This is a genomic window from Lysinibacillus sp. FSL K6-0232, from assembly GCF_038008325.1.
In the GTDB taxonomy this organism is placed as follows: Bacteria; Bacillota; Bacilli; order Bacillales_A; family Planococcaceae; genus Lysinibacillus.
This window is the reverse complement of sequence record NZ_JBBOYW010000001.1, coordinates 3,635,881-3,656,183: the sequence shown is the minus strand read 5'-3', so window position 1 is coordinate 3,656,183 and position 20,303 is coordinate 3,635,881. Positions and strand designations below refer to the sequence as shown.

The window sequence follows — 20,303 nt, the reverse complement described above, 5'->3', positions numbered from 1 at the left end:
GGCAGCCCTTTCTTTTTTATTTCACTACAAATGTATTGACAACATTTAATAATTCATCAGATAACTCGGATAATACTTGAGCTTCTTCTGAAACACGTTGAACTGTATTTAGCTGAGAAGCAGAAGTTTCCGCTACTGCACTTGTATGTTCTTTTGAATCAATAGAGAAGCTTTCCATATCTTTAACAGCTGATGTTACTTCTTGCATACCAGCAGCCATTTCCTCGATTGTGGCAGAAAGCTCTTGAATTTGTCCTGTCACATGGTGAATGGATGTTACTATTTGGCTAAATGATTTTTCGGAATTGTTAATCATGATAATACCATTATCGACCTCTTCTACAGCGCGAACCATAATATTAACCGATTCATTTGTATCTTGCTGAATGCGAGAAATAAGTGTTGAAATCTCTCTTGCAGATGCCTCTGATTGTTCAGCGAGCTTACGGACTTCATCAGCTACTACTGCAAAGCCACTGCCAGCTTCACCAGCACGAGCAGCTTCAATAGCTGCATTTAATGCAAGTAAATTTGTTTGAGAGGCAATGCCTGTAATAATGCCAACAATCTCTTCGATTTTGGTAGAATGCTCACCAAGCAATTTAACTGAAGCGGCAGATTGATTAACTGCCTCACTAATAGCATTCATTTGTGTAACAGATTTAGTTGTGGATTCATTGCCTTTTTCAGCTTCCTCAGAAGCTTGGATGGATGATTCCGAAATTTCATTCGATGTTTCCGCAATGCGCTGGATACCAATACTCATTTCCTCAATAGTAATTGTACTTTCTTTTGCCTTTTGAACTTGTAGGTCAGCACTACTAGCAATCTTCTGCATAGCAGAGGCTACGTGATTATAGGAGTCTGAGGCTTCCTGCATATTTGTTGATAAAACACTGGCTGTATTGGAAACACGAGCGGAAACATTTGTTGTACTTTTGATAACTGTTTTTAAATTATCAATCATCGAGTTAAAGTTTTGTGTCAGTGTTCCTACTTCATCCGTTGAAGTAACTGGTAATGGCTCAAGCTCTAAGTTACCCTCTGCTACTTTTTTAGATTGTAGAGAAAGCTGCTGAATAGGTGTTAATTTTTTTCTTAATAGTGTGTAGACAGCAATGGATGAACCAACTAAGAAAATAACAGTTACAACCAATATCCAAAGTGCCTCAGTCATCGCTTTGCCAGTGACCATTGATACATCATAGTCAATAGCATAGGCAGCTAACATAGAGCCATCTTCATCTAAAATAGGTGTAAGACCTGTTTTAAAGCTACCAAATTCATCTTTATATATATCTGTAGCAGTTGCTTCTTGTGCGTTAAAAACCTCTTTAATTCTTGCTAGAAAATCAGCAGAGATACCCATAGCAAGCATATCTTGGTTATATTCTGCCCCTAACTCTAAAATGCTAGTTGATAGTACAGGTGCATTGATCTTTTCGCCATCAACCGTAATGATATAAAGGTTTGTAATGCTTTCAGAGTGCTCATTAATCGTGTCCATTTCCTTTGTTAAACGAATAGCATCAGCATTATTAGCTGTCGGATTTTCTAAAATGGATTTCAATGTTTCGGTATCAACCGTTTTGGCTAAGATCATCCCTTTATCATAAAGTGATTGATCCATGTCTGCTAGGTTACTATTTCTTACTATATAATAAGAAAGACCTAAAGTAACTAAACCGAATAATAATAAAATACTTACCATAATAGCGGTTAACTTTGTACTAATGGACATATTGCGCTTCTTCCCTTTTGTCATATTGCTCCTCCTTATATCATTAAATAAATCTAAAAATATTTGATGTTACATTAATAGAAGTTCACATGTCCCATAGTTTATAAATGTAAAATAAGATATTTATCTCTATATATTAAACAACTATACTGCCAAAAAAAATGATTCACAACCCCAAAAACTTACTATTTAAAGCTTGCAATAGCAAAAATAAATAGAATAATTTGATTCTTTAGTCCTTTATTTTTATGATTTATGCATTATATATGCAAAAAGTAAATAATTAATAGTATAAAAGCGAAGCTCGATTTAATTACACCTAAAATCAGCTATTGGATAAAAGTGAATTACGGTTTTATTTATAGGTATTTCGACTTGTGTTGTCGGCGTGAATAAATTAGAAAATGGAATAATTTTATTTTTTTGGAATAATAAAAAGATGAGAAGATACAATTTGATTATTCCATGAAAAAAAGCTTCCACCGTTCTTTACAAGAACGAGAGGAAAGCCTTCTTTTATTACCGTGAGTTACCAAAGATTCCTGGCAATATATTTGGCAAACCGGGGATTAAAGGTGGTGGATAATTAGGATAGTGTCCTCCTGGATATGGAGCTGGTGGGAATGGTGATGGATATGGGTACGGTGGATAAGGCTGTGGTGGATAGGAATGCGGCGGATATGGGCGTGGTGGATATGAAGGAGGATAAGAGCCGCCATGTTGTGGTGTTCCTGTACCTGCCGCTGTAATTTGACTAACATCAACTGTCACCAATTGTCCATTATCTAGCTGGATTTCAGCCGTTCTACCTCTTGAACCAAATGTTCGAATCAATGTACCTGAATACGTACCAGTTGGAAGTGAAACCCATATTTTCATGCCCGGATGAAATTGTTTGTTAAAATCTTCGGGAGCTAATCGAGGATAAACCAATAAAACACACCTTTCTTTATTTTTTCTACTATATGCCTATACGGATGATTGTCATAGGCTAAAAACTAACATGGTTATAAAACAGCATAATTTTCCTTATACTAGGTGAAAAAAGCTAAAGGATGTTTAGCAAATGGCAATCATCAAAGTGAAAAAAATAACTATGCAAAATTTACGAAATGTAGGGCATGGTGAACTTGTACTTACGGTGAGTTTTGATACATTTCTACAGGCAAATGTTGTTGGCTTGTATGGACAAAATGGCTCAGGCAAAACGACCATTGTAGACGCATTTGCGTTATTAAAAACGCTGCTTTCAGGTGATAGCAAGCTACCTGCACAGAACAAACGCTTAATTATGGCTGGGGAGCAAACAGCAAGCCTTGATTTCGAATTTTTAGTGGAGAATGAATTTGGCGCATTTTTTGTCTTCTATTATGTGGAGCTACAGGAGGATCAGCATCGACTCTATCCAATAGTAGAACGTCTTTCTTATAAAGAAAATATTAAAGGCAAGCGTGCTAAAGTTTTAATGGCTGTCACAGAGCAGGATGTGCATATTCGAAAATCAAGTCTAGCGAATATTAATGAGGAAGTACGCATTCAATTACTTGTCCTTCAACAGTTAGCAAGAAAGCAATATCAATCTTTTTTATTCCATAAAGATTTACAGCCTTTCGTACAAGCACGACTTTCTGAACAGGAAATACAGCTATTGCACAATATTGCTATTGATTTTAATCGTGATTTACATGTTGTGAATACGCAAAATATCGCGCCATTATTTGAAGAACGAATGATGCCCTTTAGTATTCATCTAGAAAAAACAAGAGGTCTTATTCCTTATGATTTAAAGGGACCAGCCTTATTGCCAGAGGATGCCTTTTACGCGCTCTGCGAGGTAATTGAGCAAAGCAATCGTGTGCTATCGGCGATTATTCCAGAGCTAACCATCAAGATTAATGTGATTACAAAGCAGACGCTGGATAGTGGTGAGCAGGGTATGCGCTTTGAATTTTTATCCCAGCGTGGTGAGCAAGCATTGCCCTTACGCACAGAGTCAGAGGGGATTTTAAAAATTATCGCCATTCTTAGCGTGCTGATTGCTGTTTACAATAACCCTAATGCTTGTGTTGTTATTGATGAGTTAGATTCAGGTATTTTTGAATATTTGCTAGGGGAGCTGTTAACAGTGATAGATGAGGATGGAAAAGGGCAGCTTATTTTTACATCCCATAATCTACGTGTGTTAGAGGTGTTAGCAATTAACAATCTATGGTTTACAACAACAAATGATAATCATCGTTATATACAGTTAAAAGGTATGAAAGAAGCAAATAACGCAAGAGATGCATATCTTCGTGCCATTCAGCTTGGTGGGCAGGATGAGGAGCTTTATAAGGAAACAAAAACATTTAAAATAAAGCGTGCCTTTCGTAAAGCGGGTGTACAGCATGACTAAAAAGGTGCTATTAATTATTGTTGAAGGGCAGACAGAGCAAGTTATTTTAGAGGATTATTTAGATGCCCATTTTGCAAATTCGACCATACGCTTTGATGTGCAGCGTGAGGATATGTTAACAAAATGGGATAAGCATAAGCGTGTGCCCAATATTAAAAATAGTGTTGTACAAGCGATTCAAAGTTATTTAGAAAAATATAAGTTTTTAGCAAAGGATTTAACAGCCGTTGTCCATATTACAGATGCAGATGGTTGTTTTATTGCGCCTGAATATGTCAAGGTAGATGAGAGTATTAAGCAAAATCTATTTTATACAGAGGATGCGATCTTAGTAAAGTCAGCTAAGCGCAAGGAGCAAATTGAACAGCGCAATGAAATGAAGGCCAAGAATGCCAAGATTTTAATTGCCCATGACCATTTTAGCATTCAACGTTTGCAAGTGCCTTATCAGCTTTTTTATTTTTCTACAAACTTAGAGCATGTATTATGGGATGAACGCAATGAAATTGCAACAGAGAAAATTCAAAAAGCGGATGCCTTTATCGAAAATCTATCAGGTACGATTGAGGACTATTTAAAAGCATATGTGCCAGTAGATGCGATGCTACCTTACAAGGAAAAAATGCGCAAAAGCTGGGGACATTTAATGGAAGGCTGTCATTCATTACAGCGAGGAACGAATGTACCACTATTATTTGATATGATTAAAACGGATGAACAATAAAAACAGGTGATCTTTCATAATCACCTGTTTTTGCTATACATATTTTTAACTCATTTGTTCATAGCTACGAATATGACCTAGTATGGCTGGGTCTTTTATTTTTGTATCTTCACTTAGTAATAACAGCTTTGACATAATTTCAGCCGTGCGTGGGTCATCATCTACCATTGGCAGGAAAATACGTCCGCGATGCTGAGCTGGCACAGCGATAATGGGAATCATTGAGCCGCCCACTTGGTGTACGACGCCACTGCCTAGATGTAAGGAATAGCTGGCAAGTTTTCCTGTAATAAGCGCATGCTGCTTTTTCACTTCTACATTGCTTAGCTTTAGTAATTTCACTAATTCCTCAACAATAACACTGCGCATTTCAATGGTAGAATGACTTGCCTCAGGGTCTACACCACCAATATGCGCAACACTTACAACAAGATCAATATCACGCATAACCTCAGAGAATATCGTTGCAGGAATAGTATCTAAAGCGATATTTTTGCCTGTTAAGCGATCATAGAAATAAACGCCTTCAATCGTAGGTGCTTCAATTTCTGCTGGTGTAAACCAATCTGCCTGTGCATAGAGAGATGCCACAATATTTTCCTTATAATAAACTTTACGCGGTCCACTTTCATAGCTAATTTGCCAGCCTCGTGTTTTTAACAACGCTACTGCTTGTGATGGATTTACCTGATGTCCTGCATAGCGTGATGATTGCTTTTGCCCCTTTTCATCAGCATTAATGATATACAGCTCACGGAATACTTGCTTAAATGGTTGCTGTATTTTATGTTCAAATAGATAGGCTTGCCATTGTCGCCATTGCCCACTTTCAAGCAGGTGGTAGGGATGCGCGATTTTTAAAGTTGCTGTTGGTGCAAGTGGCATAATATCTGCTGATACTAATTGCAAGCCCTCTGAAGTAAGCATGCCAAGATGCTCATTACATTTAAAGACTAGCTTTTGTAAAAGAGGTGCTAAAATTGGATGATCTAATAAATGGAGAAGCTCCTCAGCAGGGAATACCGTTTCTATTTCCATTGCTTGCTCAAGTGCTGGACGTGCTCGTTTATATTGTTCTTGTAATTCCTTGCGTGCTTCCTGCAAGGCAACAACATCCGCATGTTTTTTAAGTGCGGCAGGAATATTTTTTAAACGCTTGCCATTCTTTTCAACAATAAGTTGAGTAGTCAGCTAGGCAACGATCTACAAATAGTTGAATCACATCTAAATCAATAATTGTCAATGTAGCACGGTAGTAATAATAGCTGTTATCTCGTATATTAATTTGCCATTGCTCAGCAGAAAGTTGCTGTAAGAGCTGTAGCATAATACCAACTGCCTGCTCAAAGCTGTTAAATGCTGGCGAGTGCTGTTCTAATAAAGTGATTGCTTCCTTATGCAACACGGATTCTTCCTCAATATGTTTGTTATCCTGCATAAGCACAGCAAAGATTTGTTCAAGCGTATATTTATGCTTTAAAGCATTAAATTTGGCGATATTCTTTTTGATTTCTTCATAATGGAAGAAGGGAGCAATTAGCGTATGAGCTTCCTCTGTAAGATCTTGAGCAGTAGGATATTCGTATAGGTCATTGTAAAAGTTAAAATAGGCTAAATCTTCACAGCTAAACATAGATGTTTGAATCCATTGCACAATTTTCTCTGGTATTGGATGCACATCAAGATTTGCTTGGTGCTGATTAGTTGTTTTAGTAGCTATCAAACTATATCTTTGATCTAATGTTGTCGTAATTGTTGTATCATTCCATTGATAGGTTTCATACTCATAATCAGCATTTTCATCAAGGATGTGAATAAGCTGCTCAAGTTTATGCAGTAGCTTTGTAACATCGTATTGAAAGAATTTCTCTAATGGTGTTGGTGATTGTACATATAATGGAACAAGCTGCTGCCAAGGTTCGCCAGCATTCATATTAATCGCTCCGCTAGTAATGCTGTCATATTGAACAGGAGGGTGTGGCGTATATAAGCCATAGCCATTATGCTCATTATATTCTGGTACATCCTGTGTCACTAGCTGATCTAATAGCACTTGCTCGTTCTTTGTTACTTTTGGCAATAATGCACAAAGAGCAATAATTTGCTCATTTGCTATAGCAGATTTTTTGGAGGCCTCTAGCAATAATTCAAGCCCTCCAAGACGCTTTAATTGCTTACGATCTTTAATCAATCTTTCAGCGCTTTGTAAAACACTGTCCTGCGGCTGTACCTTTAGGAGTGAAATTGCTTCTTTACGTAGAGCCCCTGATTTATTAGCTAATAAATCTTCAATTTTTAATATTTCATCTGTCGTTGGTGTTAGCTCGTGTATTTTCTTAAGTGCGATGGAGCGATTAATGGAGCTTCGATCGCGTAGAGAGCTAAAGAGAAATTCACGCTGTCCCTGTGTTGTTGGGTGCAGACAGTAAATATTTAGTAAACCAATTCTGCTCGTTGGTGAATAGGAATCTGCCTGTGCAATAATTCGTTGGAACAATGCTTCATCCTGTACATGATGTGCCAAAATAATTTGGATGGAAACTAAGTCCTCTAATAATAGATGTACAAAGACAAAGGGTAATGGCTTCCCTGTAATTGTAAGTCCTTCTTTAGAGATTTCACTTTTTGCCCATTCAATCTGCTCAAAAAATGGATATTCAATCCCTTGTAGCTGAACATTTTCCTGCATAAAGCTTTGCAACGTTTTATCCCAATCATTATCTTGAGCATACTCACTATTAATATAGTGATTGGCATAAATAAAATTGCCCCATGCAAAAGCAAACAACTCAATATCCTTTGTCGTTAAAATCAGTTCCTTTACATATGGTGCTGTAAAGGGAATCTTAGATAGATTTTTTAAAAAGGCAAGTGCTGTAAGCTGAATATGTTTGTCACGCTTCAATAGCTCAGGCAGCACAGCATCAAGCTTTGTATAATCTTTTGTGGAGATTGCCCAAAGTGCAACGAAAATATCAATTGTACGCTCGCTTTGTAATAATTCTTCAGTAAAGCTATCCTCCTCGATTGCCTGAATAGCTAAAGATAATACTTCCTCTGTTATCTTTTGATTATCAAAGCTATTATAGCCAAGCCCCATCCATGTATCGATTGCACGAATAACAGAGGAGAAGCGTGTAAGCTTATGCTCTTGAATAAGCTTCATCATTTTCAACTGTGCCTCAAGATTACCATGGTCGATATTTTCCACAATAGCTTGTCGTAGCCCTTCTTGACGTGCTGCCGCTACAAGTAGTTTACCAAGTGCCTCATGCATGCGTGTATTCGTTGATTTAAAAATGCCACGAATAAGTGGATAACCAAAAAAGCTACTGCGATGCTCATCAAATAAAATACTCTCAACTGCCTCTTCAATCAAAGTATTTTGTAAGGATAGCTCTTCAGCAAGCAATTGCTCAAAAACTGTAAAATCAATTACCTTTATCTTGTCTTTTTTCAAAACATAGGCATGATAGTTTGGATATGTTCCATGTTCATATTGCTGATGCTTAGTCAACAGCTCCTGCAAACTAATTTCCTCAAACGTTAGCATTTCTTCTATTAGTTGAAGGCATTGAAAAAGGTGATCTTGTACAGGCTGAGCTGAGCGGAATGATCGACGCAAAATACCTGTTTGAAACATAGTTGTGTCAAACCGTAGTGCTAGCGTTTTAATTGTATTTGCGCGTTCCTGTGAAGAAAAAAGGGTAAGCACATCAAAGAATGGTCCATTAAAGAGCTCCTGAAGTGTTTGGTAGTGCTGTGTGGCAATTAACCGTTCAATATCATCGTCACGGTTGTCCATATATTTGAATAAGGCTGTTGCTAGTGGCTGTATAGCTGTAGGTGCGGTATCGACTATATGTTGAAAATGCGTTTTTTGTTCATGTGATAATGTCATAAAAGCCCCTCCTTACCAAATGCGTCCTGCAAGCATTGATAGTTTAATAAATGTAAAAACATCGTCTTCCTGTATGGTTAATGGTGTAGCGAGTGATTGCATGGCTTCCTCATGATGAAGCACTAAAAATAACTCATCCTCAAAAGCTTGTAGCATTGTGGAGATGGCTTGGTCAACCTGTTGTATAGTGCTGTTTTTCTTCTCTCCAAAATGTACTTTGCCATATTGGGCTGCCTCTTCCAATTGCTGGTTTGTTAAATCGAGGTAAAGCGGTGTATCAACTATTTTTTCGTTATATCGCTGTACCTCTTGTGTGACAAGCTGAATAAGCAAATCTTGTAATGTTGTGACAGGCTCCTCGATAAAAAATGGGATTTGTTGAAGCTTACGTGATTTCTTACCGATGACTTTTTGTTGGTAAAATAAACGCAACCTAACACCTCCTTATCATAGCTTCATTATACAAGAGCGATAACTGCAAAAAGAATAAGGCATATGATGCTAGTTCTACAAAAATTTTGTGGGAAATGTGTAACAAAAAAGGCTATGCTACGACTTATTTGTAAGGTAAAAAGGGGGTGAAGCTTTGCCGAAGAATACGCTTAAAATAGAACGTTTGTACGACTTATATCATCGAGATGTGTATCATTTTGCGCTTTATTATACGAATAGCCGAGAGGAAGCAGAGGATATTACACAGGAAACATTTTTCAAGGTGCTAAAGCAATTAGATAAGTTGAGGAACAAAGAAAAGGTTAAAACATGGATTTTATCCATTGCTCGCAATACAGCGATGGATATACATAGAAAGCAAAAAATAAAGCGTCTTTTACTTGAGAAGCTTAGCTGGCAGCCATCTATAAAGGACGTGCCAAAGCCCTTGGAGGTCGTTGAGCAGCGTGAGCAATGGCAATTCATTCAGGAGGCATTAATGACATTAAAATCGCATGATCGCACAATTATTATTTGTCGTATGTTAAAGGACTACACCATTCAGGAAACAGCAGCGATATTGGGGATTTCAGAGGTAAAGGTACGTGTCGACTTTCACCGAGCAATGACAAGGCTTCGAAAAAGGGTGGGGAGGGATGATTTATGAAATATAAAATAAAGCGCCCCGATTTAGAGCCAAATAAGCAGTTTTCAAAACAATTACGACAAGCCTTAATAAGCAACCAGCGACAAAAAAGGAAACGATTTTCGCTACCAGCCATGCTTACACTTGCAGTAACATTCGCAACGCTCGCCTTTTTAGTACTCGTTATAACAGGGCAATCATTGGAACGAAAGCAAGCTGCTAAAGTTTTGTATGGAGAGGGAAATTTATTTGGAAACGTTATGCTTATTGTTGCAATGCTTGGACTATTATTGTTTATCGTCTTGGTTTATTACAAGGGATTAACAAAGGGCAAGCTTGTTTATATGACGTTTTCATTATCATTGATCGCATGGTTAGGAAATATCATTTATGCAGAGCAATATAAGGAGGAGCAAATCGAACAGCCTGCCACAATTAAGGATCAACAAGAAAGCACATTGCTGAAGGGGCAAACATATAAGGAGGGGGAGCAATGAAAAATCCATATGTATATTTATCGAATGGTTTCGCCTTTATCTTTTTGGATTTACACTTTTTTTGGATACCAGATATTTTACCAGATTTTCTTGGCTATTTATTTTTTATAGTTGGTATTCATTTGTTACCAGCCTTCCATAATTTAAAACGCTGGACAAAGAACTTTGCTATTATTTTAATGGTATTGTCCTTTATTGTAGAGATTGCTCAATGGTTTGGACTGGAAATATTTCAAGGGATTAGCACACAGTTTATACAGTTTTTGTTTATTGTTTTTATGTACTATGTGTTTCAATTATTGCTATATATGTATCGAAATGAGCCATTAGAAGCGAAAACCTTTAAAGCCTATCAAATTTTTATGATATGTATGCTAGGAGGCTTTGTTGTTCAAGCTTTTGCTATCAATATAGAGGCGAGTATACGAGATATAATTAGCTTCCTAGGCTCTCTGGCACAGCTTAGTGCATTTGTAGTAGTTAATTATTATTACAGAGTCTGTTATAAAAATATTGAGCAAGAAAAATCCATTCGCTTTTAGTGGCGATGGATTTTTTTGTAAGACATCTTTTCCATATAGCTATCATAAGGTTTATAAGTGTGATTGTATCATGTTAGAAGGAGGCAATATCATTCAAATACATGTTGTACAAGCTGGTGAGTCTTTATGGGGTATTGCACAGGCATATGGGACTACGGTTCAAAGTATTGTAGATGCCAATCAAATTCCAGAGCCAGACCAATTAGTGGTGGGGCAAGCTCTTGTCATTCCGATTGTTGGGAGCTTTTATTATGTACAGCCGGGCGATAGCTTATGGTCAATTGGACAGCGCTTCGGTATAAACTATCTAACGCTTGCTCAAGTAAATGGCATTCATCCCAATCAAATATTATCTATTGGGCTAAGGCTCTATATTCCACAACCACCCAAAACAACAGCAGAAACATTGGCATATTTAGAGCCAAGAGGAACAGCCGTTAGCGAAACACTGTTAGAGCAGGCTAGAGAAGCGGGACCGTATTTAACATATTTAGCATTGTTTAGCTATGAGGTAAAACGAGATGGTAGCTTACAGAAACCACCAAGTCAAGGTGTTACACAAATCATAAATGACACAGGAGCCTCTCTTGCAATGGTTATTTCCAATCTGGAGGATTTTGCTTTTAGTGGTGAGCTGGCACGAGATATTTTTCAAAGTACCGCCGTGCAGGATATACTCTTTGACAATATTCTTGTAGAGGCAAAGCGCTTAGGAGATGTGAAAGATATTCATTTTGATTTTGAAAGCCTACCTACTGACCAACGACAAGCCTATAATAACTTTTTAAGAAGAGCCGTTGAAAAATTTCATGCGCAAGGCTATACCGTATCTACAGCATTAGCACCTAAAACAAGAGATGACACCACAGGACAGTGGACAGGGGCACATGATTATCGAGCACATGGAGAAATTGTAGATTTTGCATTACTAATGACCTATGAATGGGGATATTCTGCAGGACCACCAATGGCTGTTTCTCCATTGCCTGAAGTGGAGGCAGTTGTGAAATATGCGGTTAGTGAGATACCCGCACATAAAATTATGCTTGGGCAAAATTTATATGGCTATGATTGGACATTACCCTTTGTACAGGGAGGACCTTATGCAGAGGCACTTAGTCCACAAAGAGCGATTGAGGTAGCAAAACGTTATCATGCTGCTATTCAATATGATTGGCGAGCTCAAGCGCCGTTCTTTGAATATTATGATGAGCAGGGCAGAGCACATATGGTATGGTTTGAAGATGCTAGGTCGATTCAAGCCAAATTTAATCTTATTAAGCAATATCAGCTTCGAGGTATTGGCTATTGGAAACTAGGGCTGCCATTCCCGCAAAACTGGTTATTACTAGGCTCAAATTTCAACATAGTAAAAAAGTAGTGAAATAAATATTTTTAAATCTAGGTAATTATATTATAATTATGGTAAACATTTTTGTAGGAGGGGTATTTTGGGTAAATTTAAAAACTTAGGAATCATTTTAACATCTACAGCATTTACTGTAGGTTTACTTTCACCAATCTCTCAGGCTTCTGCCAATGTAAAGGAGCCATCAGAAAAAATTGAAATTCTAGTTGCTTCAACAGAAACAAATGTGACAAAAAGTACACTGATTAAGAAAGTTCATGAACTATTCCAAGGAAAATTTAGCTTTGTATCGGATGATGAATTTCATCTAGGCAGTGGTCATTATTTTAGAGATGATAAAACGATTCGTTATGAGCTTAGCTTCCATAAAACCGTTAATGGTAAAGATGTCTATGGAAGCTTTACCTTCACGGACAATGATTTAGAGCTTGAAAGTTTTTACTATCAGCCTGCTAACATTGCAGATGCGATCTATCCAGCAAAGTATTCTGAAGCAGAGGCACAGCAGCTTGCATATGACTTCCTAAAAAAGCTACCAAATACAGAAGGATACCAGCTTCAACCAGATGGATTGAGCCACTATTATAATATGTCTAGACCATTATCGGAGCCAATTACTTATGCATTTACGTATGCGCCAACACATAATAATGTACCGATTATGGACCAGCAAATCTCTATCCAGGTGCTTGCAAATGGGGAGGTTACTAGCTTCTATCGCTATGCAAAGCCAATTAGTCAAGCTACATTTGATCGTGTTGATCAGAAAAAGGATGAAGCTGATATACTTGCACAGCTGCGTGACAACCTTTCAGTAGTGTTGCGTTATACAATTGATTATGACTATCAAACAGGCGAACCAAGTGTAAAGCTTGTTTATGCACCAGCATCAGGCTCTAATGGCGTACATGCTTTATCAGGTCAATGGCAAACAGCAAATGGCTTCACAGCTGGACTTCCAAAGGTGAAAGAATTGGAAAGGATTTCTGCTCAGCCATTAGCACCACGGAAAAAAGATATGACCGTTGCAGAGGTAGAGGCATTTGCCAAAACGATCTTAAAAGAAAGCACAGATAAGACAGAGCTAAACATTGAAATGATTGATGAAAGAGAACTCGAAAATGGAAGAACGATTTACTCTATTCAATATTCCTATACACAAGGGAATAATAGCGTTGGCACAAATATAGAAATTGATAAGGCGACAGGAGAGCTTCTTCATTATCAAGACCTTAGCAGAGAGTTTTTAGAATTAGATGACAAAACAACGATGATTGGAAGCGATGTGGCATTATCAAAAGCAATTGATTATTTAAAAGAATACGCTCCTTCACGTTTACATGAATATTCAAAGCCAATTGATGAAGCAACTATCAATCATGATAGTAAGGAATACATGTTTACATTCCCACGTATTGTCAATGGACTACCAGTAATAGGTGAAGAGATTTTAGTAACAATCGGTCATGATGGTTCATTCAGCTCAATTTATACGATCAACCATGATATTCAAAACTGGCCATCTATCAGCAAGGCAATTCCTGCTGAACAAGCAAAGGAATTGTATAGTCAAGCATTGGAGCTACAGTTGCAATATATAGAGCAAAATACAAATGATAATAAGCAGCATTATGATTTAGTATATACACCAACTTTTGAGGGTAGCTCCTATAATTTCATTGATGCGACAACAGGTGAATGGTTAATAACAGAAGATAATTCAACGGAAGCCGCTGTTATTTCCCATCCAACAGCTGCGAAGGAATTGAATTATTTGTTACAGCAAAATATTTTAGTAGTAAAGGACCCTGCAAGCTTTAATGCTGACCAAGCTATTACAAAGGGTGAAGCATTAAAAATTTTACTAAATTCTTTAACATATGGTCATTATTTTAGCGAGGGCGAGGATGTGCAATCCTTTGGTAATATTGATAAAAAGCATCCTTTATATTATGTAGTTGAACAAGCTGTACGAAGCGGTATTTTAAAGCCTGCTAACGAATTTGCAGCAAATGAACAGCTAAGTCGTCAGGAGCTTGCTGAATGGTATATTAAATTACTAAAGCTAGAGTATGCCGCAAAGCATAGCGATATTTATAAATTGAATTTTGCGGACGCAGACTCGATTAGTCCTGAATATGCAGGCTATATTGCTATAGCAAATGCAATGGGCTTAATGGATGCACAGCAAAATAAATTTAATGCTACAGCAAAGGTTTCATATGCGGATTTAGCCGTATCAACACTTCGCCTAGCACGTGCCATTCAAGAAAATAATATTAATATCAATTATTAGTCAAACAACAAGAGCATCTTCTATATTGGGAGATGCTCTTGTTGGGGTTATTTTTAATGAATAGAGGAAAGAATAGGAATGAAAGGAGTGATGAGGTTGCGTATAAAATATTTATTAACAATTCCTATGATAGCGATTCTTTTAGCTGGCTGTAATAATGATAAAGAAAAGGTGGAGGACGCTCCTACAAACGTCCCTGTCGAGCAAAATACAACACAGCAGGCTGGCGATAATGTGACAGACCAAGCAGACTATAATTTTGTAGAGTTTTCATTAGATGTGGATTACTCTGCTACCGAATCATATGAGGTAGAGTATGAAAATAAAAGGTCTGGCATAGAGGCAAAGCTAGAGGATGACCGTAACAACGAAAGACTACAGGGCGATGAGGCATACACAAAATTAGAGCCATTATTTAAACAGCTCACATTTGAATCGACAACATCCAATGACGAGGTTATTGACCAAGTAATCAAAGTGTTTAATATTGCTGATGATTACCAAAGCATTGAGGTAGAGGTAGAGTTTATGGATGGCACAGAAAAAGAATTTAAACGCATCAAATAATTATAACTAGCTATCGCTATCAGTGTGATAGCTAGTTTTATGAAGGTTTTTCAGTCATAAGTCTGAAATATAAACAATCTATTTGCTCTTTGCTAGCAGCTATGATATTATTATCTCGAATTAGAGATAAATAACTTCGAAATAAATGAGGGAGCTGCATGAAGGAAGATAATCGTAACTTAAAAGCGTTCACAGTTCTGTTTCGAGCATATCAAGCAATTCAGGATGCAACGAAAAAAGATTTATTACAATACGATTTAAACCCAACAGAATTTTCTGTTCTTGAATTTTTGTATCATCATGGAGAACAACCTGTTCAAGTAATTGGTAAAAAAATATTAATTGCTAGTAGCAGTATTACCTATGTAATTGATAAGCTTGAGCACAAGGGTTATGTCTTGCGCAAAGCATGTCCAAAAGATCGACGTGTTACGTATATATTACTAACACCGGAGGGATACACTTTAATGGAAGAAACATTTCCTAAGCATGAACAAAAGATCAATGAGATTTTTAAAGTATTGGAACCTCAAGAACTGGACACAATGATTTTGTCGTTAAAAAAGGTTGGCAAAAATGCTATCAAACAATAAAATTTTTTATACAAATATCTCGAATTAAAGATAATTAGGAGGAACATACAATGAATCATTTAAAAGGTGTACACCATGTAACAGCTATTACAAGTAGTGCAGAAGAAAATTATAAATTTTTTACATATGTTTTAGGTATGCGTTTAGTGAAAAAAACGGTGAATCAGGATGATATTCAAACGTATCATCTATTCTTTGCAGACGATAAAGGTAGTGCAGGGACAGATATGACATTCTTCGATTTCCCCAATATTCCAAAGGGTGTACATGGTACAAATGAAATTTCGAAAACTTCCTTCCGTGTACCAACAGATGCAGCACTCGACTACTGGGTAAAACGTTTTGACCGTTTAGATGTTAAACATACTGGTATTAAAGAGCAGTTTGGTAAGAAAACATTATCCTTTGTGGATTTTGACGATCAGCACTATCAGCTTATTTCAGACGAGCATAATACAGGCGTTGCATCAGGCACACCGTGGCAAGATGGACCAATTCCATTGGAGTATGCGATTACTGGATTAGGCCCTATATTTGTTCGTGTAGCTAATTTTCAATATTTTAAAGAAATGCTAGAGAGGGTAATGCTCTTTACAGAAATTGCTGAAGAAGGCGACTTCCATCTATTTGAAGTAGGTGAAGGGGGCAATGGCGCACAAATTATTGTAGAGTATAACACAGTTTTACCAGCAGCTCGTCAAGGCTTCGGCACAGTTCACCATGCTGCCTTTCGTGTAGAGGATCGTGCTGTATTAGATGAATGGACAACTCGATTTGAAAGCTTTGGCTTCCATACATCAGGCTATGTGAATCGCCATTTCTTTGAATCTTTATATACACGAGTAGCACCACAAATTTTATTTGAGCTTGCAACAGACGGCCCTGGATTTATGGGGGATGAGCCATATGAAACATTAGGCGAGAAGCTATCATTACCACCATTTTTAGAGCCCAAGCGTGAGCAGATTGAAAAGCTTGTTCGTCCGATTGATACGGTTCGAAGCTCTGAAACATTTGAGAAAGAATATGAGTAATGGAATTTGATTTTTTAGTAATTAACGCCTTAATTATTGTTAATAAAGCTAAAGATAATAGAAGTAGTGAGGGATTCATAAATGGAATTTTCAAAGCTATTAGATAAGCGCCGTTCTGCGAATAATTTTGTAGAGGGTGTGAAGATGACTGAGGCAGATATACGTCCTATTCTAGAGGATGTCAAATTAGCACCATCAGCCTTTAACTTACAGCATGCCAATTATATTGTCGTATTAGATGAGGAAATGAAAGAAAAGGTACGAGAGGCGGCATATGGGCAATACAAGGTACATTCAGCTTCAGGTGTAGTCCTTGTATTAGGCGATAAAGAGGCATATAAACATACTGCTGAATTAAGTCAAGGTATGGTAGATTTAGGCATTATTACAGCCTGTGAACTAGATGAGCTTGTAGCTGAAAATGCAAAATTTTATGAGGATCGTGGTGAGGCATTTATGAAGGAAGAGGCAATTCGCAATGCCTCTCTATCTGCAATGCTATTTATGCTTACAGCGAAAAATCGTGGCTGGGATACTTGCCCAATGATTGGCTTTGATCAGCAACAAATGCGTGCATTATTTAATGTGCCAGAAACGCATGAGATTGTCCTGATGATTACGATTGGCAAAGAAAAGGAAAGCAGCCGTCGTTTACGTGGCTATCGAAAGCCTGTCGAAGAATTTGTCACGTATTATTAATGTGGTATAAAATAGAATAGCTATACAAATACTATGACTAATATTCATTTAGGAGGAAACATCGTGAAAGTAGTAGCCATCGTAGGTAGTATCCGTAAAGAATCTTATAATATGCAGTTAGCTCAATTTATTCAAAAACGTTATGCAGAAAAATTCGATCTTGAAGTTTTAAGTTTAAAAGATTTACCAATGTATAATCAAGATAACGAAAATGATCCACCACAAACAGTGCTTGATTTTAAAGCAAAAGTAAAAGCGGCAGATGCTGTGTTATGGGTAACACCAGAATATAATGGAACAGTTCCAGGTGTCATGGTCAATGCTATTGACTGGTTATCTCGTGTGGATAAAGTAATGATCGGTAAACCATCTATTATAATGGGTGCTTCTATGGGGAACTTAGGTACAGTTAAAGCTCAATTACATTTACGTGATATTTTATTCTCTCCTGGTGTCAATTCACCATTACTAAGTGGTAACGATGTTTATATTGGTGCTGTGCATACGAAATTTGATGCAGAAGGAAATTTAACGGATGAAGGAACTGTAAAATTCCTTGATGTTGTGATGGATAACTTTATTGACTGGGCAAAAAAATATATTTAATGTATAGAAGGGCTGTTGAGAAAGCTGACGTTTTATTGGCTTTCTCACAGCTCTTTTGCTTATTTGATTGGAATAATTTTTAATGTTTTTTGTAATCGGTAAGCAAAGATACCTGCAAAGACAGATAAGATAACATCCTTTGGTAGTGGTGGAACCATCCAAAGCCACGCTAATTTATATGTAAAGCCTTCTGGTGCGCTTGCCCAAAGCTTATACGCAAAATACATCCAATTTGTGCCGAATACATAATTAAAGATAAAGGCGATTAACGCAGCCACTATATAGCTCATTTTTGTGCCACTGCGTTCGACAATAAGACCAGCAATAAATGCCAATAAAATATATGACACAATAAAACCAAAAGTAGGGCTTAAAATTTGCCCAAAGCCTCCACCAAAGCGAGAAAAGACAGGCGCTCCTGCTAATCCGATACACATATAGACAGTACAAGCGAGCGCGCCTTTTCGACTACCAAGAATAAGACCTGATAAAATGGCAAAGAAAGTTTGCAGTGTGATTGGGACACCACCCACTACTAAAAATGGTATAAAGGAAGTAATATTAGCACCTACCATCATTAGTGTAGAGAATAAGCCAATATAAGCGATATCTACGGTTCTTAATTTATGATGACGGTGTTCTGTAACTGTTGCCATGCTCTCACCTCTAATTTTTATAGTTATTAATGCTAGTGTAAAGAATGGATATATTTGTGTCAACATAAAAATTTCATTTAGTTAACTAAAATATAGAGCTGTTAAATAATAGTTCCATATGGACGAACAACCTATAAAACTGTATGATAGAGTCGTTATCATTTAATATTATTTGCTACTATTGGTGTGACATCTTTTTATGTCACTTAAAAGGGAAGTCGGTGAAAGTCCGACGCTGTCCCGCAACTGTAACGACGAGTTCTATGATTTTTATGCCACTGTTGAAAAATGGGAAGGCTATCAGAGGACGCAGAATCGAAGCCAGGAGACCTGCCAATTAGTAATACCTGTAATGCCCACGAGGATGCAAGCAATTACGGACAATAGCTGGTTATTTTCTGACTTTGTTTAATCGAGGGTATTTCTATGCATATTTTTGTATAGAATGCCTTTTTTTATTTTGCTTCAACTTTATTGTTGTTGAGATAAATAATCATAGGCTCTGAAAGGCATTAGCTAATTGCTTTATCCATCAAATTTGTAGGAGTTTACTGAATGAATAAAAAGTTTATATTATTTTCTGTACTACTTGTTTTCATATTAATCGTTTCTATGACCTTTGCTGTAATGGTTGGGTCTGTATCTGTAACGCCATTATATGTTTGGAAGGTGATTCTTTCGAAGCTACCTTTTATACATAACTTTATAGAGTCTGATTGGAGCCGCTCACAGGAAATTATTATTTGGCAAATACGAGTGCCACGTGTCATACTGGCGGCTATTGTTGGAGCAGGCTTAGCAATTGCAGGTGCTGCTATTCAGGCGCTTGTGCGAAATTCTATTGCTGATCCTTATATTTTAGGTATTTCTTCAGGCGCAGCGGTGGGAGCAACCTCTGTTATTATTTTAGGTGCTTTTTCGTTTTTAGGTATGTATGCTCTTTCCGTATCCGCCTTTTTAGGGTCATTATTTGCTATTGTGCTTGTATTTTTTTTATCGCGTGTTGGAGGGCGTGTTTCTATCTTTCGTCTACTATTAGCAGGCATGGCGGTGTCCTTTATTTTAACAGCCGTTTCGAATTTTATTTTAATGATGGCAAAGCAAGAGGGTGCATTAAAGGCAGTGATGTTTTGGATGCTTGGTAGTTTAGCTGGTGCCAAATGGACAAATATTATCATTCCAGCTATCGTCCTTTTAGTAGTATTTGCTTTACTTTGGCTCCATTATCGAAACTTAAATTTACTATTATTGGGCGAAGAGGCTGCTGTCACATTAGGTGTCAACCTTCAGCAATTTCGTATACAGCTTGTCTTACTTGTTTCGTTATTAACAGGGGTACTTGTTGCTGTAAGCGGTGCTATTGGCTTTGTAGGATTAATCATTCCACATATTGTCCGATTAATTGTCGGGTCTAATTATAAATATGTTATACCCATTAGTGCCTTATTGGGCGGGATTTTCTTAGTTTGGGCAGATGCAGTGGCTCGAATTATTATTGCTCCTCAGGAAATGCCAATTGGTATTATTACTGCCTTTTGTGGCGGACCATTCTTTATTTGGCTACTCCGTCGTAACAATTATTCTTTTGGTGAAGGAGATTAAAAA

19 protein-coding genes and 1 riboswitch are annotated in these 20,303 nt (G+C 37.3%); of the genes, 13 read left to right on the top strand and 6 right to left on the bottom strand.

From position 1 onward, the window contains the following. Window positions 1-16: 16 nt before the first annotated feature. Entirely contained in the window at window positions 17-1,765 is a 1,749-nt protein-coding gene (locus tag MHB42_RS17930; protein ID WP_340807850.1) for a methyl-accepting chemotaxis protein, read from the bottom strand. A 495-nt stretch (window positions 1,766-2,260) separates the two neighbouring features. Then, window positions 2,261-2,620, bottom strand: coding sequence for a hypothetical protein (locus MHB42_RS17925; RefSeq protein WP_340807849.1), 360 nt, complete (start codon window positions 2,618-2,620; stop codon window positions 2,261-2,263). A gap of 187 nt (window positions 2,621-2,807) precedes the next feature. Between MHB42_RS17925 and MHB42_RS17920 the strand changes: the two genes are divergently transcribed. Together MHB42_RS17920 and MHB42_RS17915 are read left to right on the top strand one after the other, a co-directional pair. Further along, window positions 2,808-4,136 carry an AAA family ATPase gene (locus MHB42_RS17920; RefSeq protein WP_340807848.1) on the top strand — a complete coding sequence of 443 codons (1,329 nt, stop codon included), beginning with the start codon at window positions 2,808-2,810 and terminating at the stop codon, window positions 4,134-4,136. Then, window positions 4,129-4,860, top strand: coding sequence for a hypothetical protein (locus MHB42_RS17915; RefSeq protein ID WP_340807846.1), 732 nt, complete (start codon window positions 4,129-4,131; stop codon window positions 4,858-4,860). The genes MHB42_RS17920 and MHB42_RS17915 overlap by 8 nt, the downstream gene beginning before the upstream one ends. 45 nt (window positions 4,861-4,905) lie before the next feature. Here MHB42_RS17915 and MHB42_RS17910 read toward each other — a convergent pair whose 3' ends face one another. The 3 genes from MHB42_RS17910 to MHB42_RS17900 all read right to left on the bottom strand — a co-directional run bounded on the left by MHB42_RS17910 (window position 4,906) and on the right by MHB42_RS17900 (window position 9,193). Further along, window positions 4,906-5,964 carry a DUF4132 domain-containing protein gene (locus tag MHB42_RS17910; protein ID WP_340807844.1) on the bottom strand — a complete coding sequence of 353 codons (1,059 nt, stop codon included), beginning with the start codon at window positions 5,962-5,964 and terminating at the stop codon, window positions 4,906-4,908. Window positions 5,965-6,028: 64 nt separating this feature from the next. Next, window positions 6,029-8,761 (bottom strand): DUF5724 domain-containing protein, encoded by a 2,733-nt coding sequence (locus tag MHB42_RS17905; protein WP_340807842.1) that lies wholly within the window; start codon window positions 8,759-8,761, stop codon window positions 6,029-6,031. A gap of 12 nt (window positions 8,762-8,773) precedes the next feature. Further along, window positions 8,774-9,193 carry a hypothetical protein gene (locus tag MHB42_RS17900; RefSeq protein WP_340807841.1) on the bottom strand — a complete coding sequence of 140 codons (420 nt, stop codon included), beginning with the start codon at window positions 9,191-9,193 and terminating at the stop codon, window positions 8,774-8,776. 154 nt (window positions 9,194-9,347) lie between these two features. Here MHB42_RS17900 and MHB42_RS17895 point away from each other — a divergent pair, with 154 nt between their 5' ends. The 10 genes from MHB42_RS17895 (at window position 9,348) to MHB42_RS17850 (ending at window position 18,042) form a co-directional block, all read left to right on the top strand. After that, window positions 9,348-9,860, top strand: a complete 513-nt coding sequence (locus MHB42_RS17895) for an RNA polymerase sigma factor (RefSeq protein WP_340807840.1) — start codon at window positions 9,348-9,350, stop codon at window positions 9,858-9,860. Further along, the gene (locus tag MHB42_RS17890) at window positions 9,857-10,336 is read left to right on the top strand and encodes a hypothetical protein (RefSeq protein WP_340807839.1); all 480 of its coding nucleotides are present in this window, start codon (window positions 9,857-9,859) and stop codon (window positions 10,334-10,336) included. Before MHB42_RS17895 ends, MHB42_RS17890 begins: the two co-directional genes overlap by 4 nt. Continuing rightward, window positions 10,333-10,878 carry a hypothetical protein gene (locus MHB42_RS17885; RefSeq protein ID WP_340807837.1) on the top strand — a complete coding sequence of 182 codons (546 nt, stop codon included), beginning with the start codon at window positions 10,333-10,335 and terminating at the stop codon, window positions 10,876-10,878. Before MHB42_RS17890 ends, MHB42_RS17885 begins: the two co-directional genes overlap by 4 nt. 208 nt (window positions 10,879-11,086) lie before the next feature. Continuing rightward, window positions 11,087-12,259, top strand: a complete 1,173-nt coding sequence (locus MHB42_RS17880) for a glycosyl hydrolase family 18 protein (protein WP_445299994.1) — start codon at window positions 11,087-11,089, stop codon at window positions 12,257-12,259. A gap of 70 nt (window positions 12,260-12,329) precedes the next feature. Further along, a complete protein-coding gene (locus tag MHB42_RS17875) occupies window positions 12,330-14,543 on the top strand; it encodes a YcdB/YcdC domain-containing protein (RefSeq protein ID WP_340807834.1) in 2,214 nt (737 codons plus the stop codon). Window positions 14,544-14,639: 96 nt separating this feature from the next. Continuing rightward, window positions 14,640-15,110: a YusW family protein gene (locus MHB42_RS17870; RefSeq protein ID WP_340807833.1), complete on the top strand. Its 471-nt coding sequence runs from the start codon at window positions 14,640-14,642 to the stop codon at window positions 15,108-15,110. A 158-nt stretch (window positions 15,111-15,268) separates the two neighbouring features. Then, window positions 15,269-15,703 carry a MarR family winged helix-turn-helix transcriptional regulator gene (locus MHB42_RS17865; RefSeq protein WP_340807832.1) on the top strand — a complete coding sequence of 145 codons (435 nt, stop codon included), beginning with the start codon at window positions 15,269-15,271 and terminating at the stop codon, window positions 15,701-15,703. Window positions 15,704-15,753: 50 nt separating this feature from the next. Then, the gene (locus MHB42_RS17860; RefSeq protein ID WP_340807831.1) at window positions 15,754-16,737 is read left to right on the top strand and encodes a ring-cleaving dioxygenase; all 984 of its coding nucleotides are present in this window, start codon (window positions 15,754-15,756) and stop codon (window positions 16,735-16,737) included. A gap of 81 nt (window positions 16,738-16,818) precedes the next feature. Continuing rightward, window positions 16,819-17,436, top strand: a complete 618-nt coding sequence (locus tag MHB42_RS17855) for a nitroreductase family protein (protein WP_340807830.1) — start codon at window positions 16,819-16,821, stop codon at window positions 17,434-17,436. Window positions 17,437-17,499: 63 nt separating this feature from the next. Beyond that, the gene (locus MHB42_RS17850) at window positions 17,500-18,042 is read left to right on the top strand and encodes an NADPH-dependent FMN reductase (RefSeq protein WP_340807829.1); all 543 of its coding nucleotides are present in this window, start codon (window positions 17,500-17,502) and stop codon (window positions 18,040-18,042) included. Between the two features lie 59 nt (window positions 18,043-18,101). Here MHB42_RS17850 and MHB42_RS17845 read toward each other — a convergent pair whose 3' ends face one another. Next, a complete protein-coding gene (locus MHB42_RS17845) occupies window positions 18,102-18,698 on the bottom strand; it encodes a biotin transporter BioY (RefSeq protein WP_340807827.1) in 597 nt (198 codons plus the stop codon). 165 nt (window positions 18,699-18,863) lie between these two features. Beyond that, a riboswitch (cobalamin riboswitch) is annotated at window positions 18,864-19,051 on the top strand. Window positions 19,052-19,253: 202 nt separating this feature from the next. Between MHB42_RS17845 and MHB42_RS17840 the strand changes: the two genes are divergently transcribed. Continuing rightward, window positions 19,254-20,300 carry a FecCD family ABC transporter permease gene (locus tag MHB42_RS17840; protein WP_340807826.1) on the top strand — a complete coding sequence of 349 codons (1,047 nt, stop codon included), beginning with the start codon at window positions 19,254-19,256 and terminating at the stop codon, window positions 20,298-20,300. Window positions 20,301-20,303 lie beyond the last annotated feature (3 nt).

Coding starts and splice junctions, on each gene's coding strand:
- MHB42_RS17855 (WP_340807830.1), top strand. CDS start 16,819: ATGGAATTTTCAAAGCTATTAGATAAGCGCCGTTCTGCGAATAATTTT.
- MHB42_RS17865 (WP_340807832.1), top strand. CDS start 15,269: ATGAAGGAAGATAATCGTAACTTAAAAGCGTTCACAGTTCTGTTTCGA.
- MHB42_RS17930 (WP_340807850.1), bottom strand. CDS start 1,765: ATGACAAAAGGGAAGAAGCGCAATATGTCCATTAGTACAAAGTTAACC.
- MHB42_RS17915 (WP_340807846.1), top strand. CDS start 4,129: ATGACTAAAAAGGTGCTATTAATTATTGTTGAAGGGCAGACAGAGCAA.
- MHB42_RS17920 (WP_340807848.1), top strand. CDS start 2,808: ATGGCAATCATCAAAGTGAAAAAAATAACTATGCAAAATTTACGAAAT.
- MHB42_RS17845 (WP_340807827.1), bottom strand. CDS start 18,698: ATGGCAACAGTTACAGAACACCGTCATCATAAATTAAGAACCGTAGAT.
- MHB42_RS17905 (WP_340807842.1), bottom strand. CDS start 8,761: ATGACATTATCACATGAACAAAAAACGCATTTTCAACATATAGTCGAT.
- MHB42_RS17890 (WP_340807839.1), top strand. CDS start 9,857: ATGAAATATAAAATAAAGCGCCCCGATTTAGAGCCAAATAAGCAGTTT.
- MHB42_RS17840 (WP_340807826.1), top strand. CDS start 19,254: ATGAATAAAAAGTTTATATTATTTTCTGTACTACTTGTTTTCATATTA.
- MHB42_RS17925 (WP_340807849.1), bottom strand. CDS start 2,620: ATGAAAATATGGGTTTCACTTCCAACTGGTACGTATTCAGGTACATTG.
- MHB42_RS17860 (WP_340807831.1), top strand. CDS start 15,754: ATGAATCATTTAAAAGGTGTACACCATGTAACAGCTATTACAAGTAGT.
- MHB42_RS17885 (WP_340807837.1), top strand. CDS start 10,333: ATGAAAAATCCATATGTATATTTATCGAATGGTTTCGCCTTTATCTTT.